Origin of the sequence: Acetobacter okinawensis JCM 25146 (assembly GCF_000613865.1) — a bacterium.
GTDB classification, from domain to species: domain Bacteria; phylum Pseudomonadota; class Alphaproteobacteria; order Acetobacterales; family Acetobacteraceae; genus Acetobacter; species Acetobacter okinawensis.
In genome coordinates this window covers 1-1,991 of record NZ_BAJU01000099.1, presented here as the reverse complement: position 1 = coordinate 1,991, position 1,991 = coordinate 1, and the positions used below count along the sequence as shown (strand labels likewise).

2 protein-coding genes and 1 pseudogene are annotated in these 1,991 nt (G+C 46.6%); 2 read left to right on the top strand and 1 reads right to left on the bottom strand.

Annotated elements, in window-relative coordinates; genetic code table 11:
• Positions 1 to 147: 147 nt before the first annotated feature.
• The gene (locus JCM25146_RS25100) at positions 148 to 345 is read right to left on the bottom strand and encodes a hypothetical protein (RefSeq protein WP_025829253.1); all 198 of its coding nucleotides are present in this window, start codon (positions 343 to 345) and stop codon (positions 148 to 150) included.
• Here JCM25146_RS25100 and JCM25146_RS15805 point away from each other — a divergent pair.
• Together JCM25146_RS15805 and JCM25146_RS15800 are read left to right on the top strand one after the other, a co-directional pair.
• Positions 345 to 959 (top strand): annotated as a pseudogene (locus JCM25146_RS15805) (MFS transporter); the annotation flags it as partial. The gene JCM25146_RS25100 and the pseudogene JCM25146_RS15805 sit on opposite strands and share 1 nt — an antisense overlap.
• Before the next feature lie 528 nt (positions 960 to 1,487).
• Entirely contained in the window at positions 1,488 to 1,691 is a 204-nt protein-coding gene (locus JCM25146_RS15800) for a hypothetical protein (RefSeq protein WP_148299134.1), read from the top strand.
• Positions 1,692 to 1,991 lie beyond the last annotated feature (300 nt).

Here is a 1,991-nt window from a genome sequence, read left to right as displayed (position 1 = left end):
CTATCTTAAAGAATGAGTCCTGAGCCTAGACTTCGCTCGCGACATCAATCAGCGCCATCTAGCTCATCAAAGCTTATTCTGGGTTTAAATTAACAACAGGCATTATCGGCTATCGCAGTATAGCCGACGGCATAGCCGCTCCACAAATCATTTATTCAACCGCGCTGCTAGGGCCACCTTCGTTCGCTCGTCGCAGAATGCCGCCTCGATGGCGTTCTTGTTGATTACATGGTTCGATAGGTGCGACCCAGCGGTCTGGGCAAGGGCGTATTCTTGCGACAGGTCGGTATCAAAGAAACTAGGATCGTCAGTGCCAAGCGCGATGACACAACCGGCATTGGCCACCCGCCTTTTCGGTGTCAGCGATCATCATGTTTCTGACGAACGGGGTGTCGTTCGCTGGTCAGATGCTTCTACCCGTATGGCTGATCCACGCCTACGGTGTCTCGCCCGAGCGGACGGGCCTGTTCATGGCACCCCTGGGTCTGGGGATGATGTGCGTCTATCCGCTCATTGGTTGTCTGAGTGACCGGTTTGACGCGCGCGATCTGACCGGTTGCGGGGCTCTTTTGTCCTTAGTCGGAACAGTAGTCTTGATGGTGCTCGCCTATCACGGTCTGAACGTCACCCTGCTGACCATAGCATTGTTATTGCGTGGCGGTGGCGGGGGTGCCGTCGGCATTCCGGCGATGAGCGCGGGATACGCTTCGATCGCACGCAAGGATATTCCGATGGCGACGACCGCGCTGAACATCATGCAAAGGATTGGCGGGCCGACATTGATTACAGCATGCGCCACGTTCCTTGGGTGGCGGCTTGCGATGGTCGGCCCCTCTCATGCCGGGTCGGAAGCTTATGGCGAAACATTTGCATTGCTCGCGTTCTTCCATGGCGCTCTGTTGCTAGCCACGCGTTTTATCAAGCCTTCAGAGAAGAAACGCCAGTTCAGATCGAACTGAACCTGTCGGGCATGGATGCTCACCTCAGAGAATGAAAGTGACCCAGGCAGACTTGGCCAACGTTGTCCGCCTCGAGATCATTCCTCTGTGCTTCGGGTTGTCTGACATGAAGTGGACCTGCCGCTCCCCCGACCAGCGGCATCGACTAGATGCAAATATGCAGGTCTGAGGCTTCTCAACGATGCGGTGCTGCATGCTGCCGTCACCGCTGGCTAACCGGCACAAAACCGTTGTAACTACACTTCACATAAAAATAAGCTACTCGATATCGTCATTTTTCTAATCAAAACTGAAAAAATGGAATCATAGTACAGGTATTGATGCCAATATGTTTATACAATACTTTATTTAAATAAATTATATCGCAATTAAGAATAAATTGATTCTTAAATTGAATCAATTATCTAAACATATTTATTTTTCATATAAAATAAACTGATTGCTCAAAATATCAAATAATGCAAATTTTATGAGACATAATTCACTACCCTAAAATATAAGCTGCGAAAGTTGCCAATGATAGATTATATGAACAAAAATATGGCTTATAATGAAAAATTCCCGAAAAATCGTGAAGACATTTTGGCCTTTGCACTTAGTTTAGCCGCCCATGAAATGGAAGCGGAAAAACTTGAAAAACTGAAATTGTATATCCTAGCACTTTGCGTTGCTTGTAGCATTGATCAGACATCTGTATTAGAACTATTGAATACCATTATAGAAATTAATTAAAATTCCGCTTGTTCAAGAAAATAACTGTAAATATTGTTAATATTAAAAAAACAAATACCCAAAAACTAATTTAGTTATTTACTTATTAACAACCCCATTAGTAAATATAATTTAACTGGTTGTGTTTATTTACATAATAGAATGCAACCAGTTAAAATTGGTGACGACCCCATGCCTCTAAGAACTCGTGCGTTTCTTCTTGGTATAACCGCTCTCACTCCAGGTTTTGCCTGGGCGCAGGCCCTGCCCACGGGCGGCGCCTATGTCGCCGGGTCCGGCAGTATCAATACAGCGGGCGCC

What these genes read in the sequence shown, in the direction of transcription:
- JCM25146_RS15800 (WP_148299134.1), top strand. Translation starts at nt 1,488, where the DNA reads ATGAACAAAAATATGGCTTATAATGAAAAATTCCCGAAAAATCGTGAA.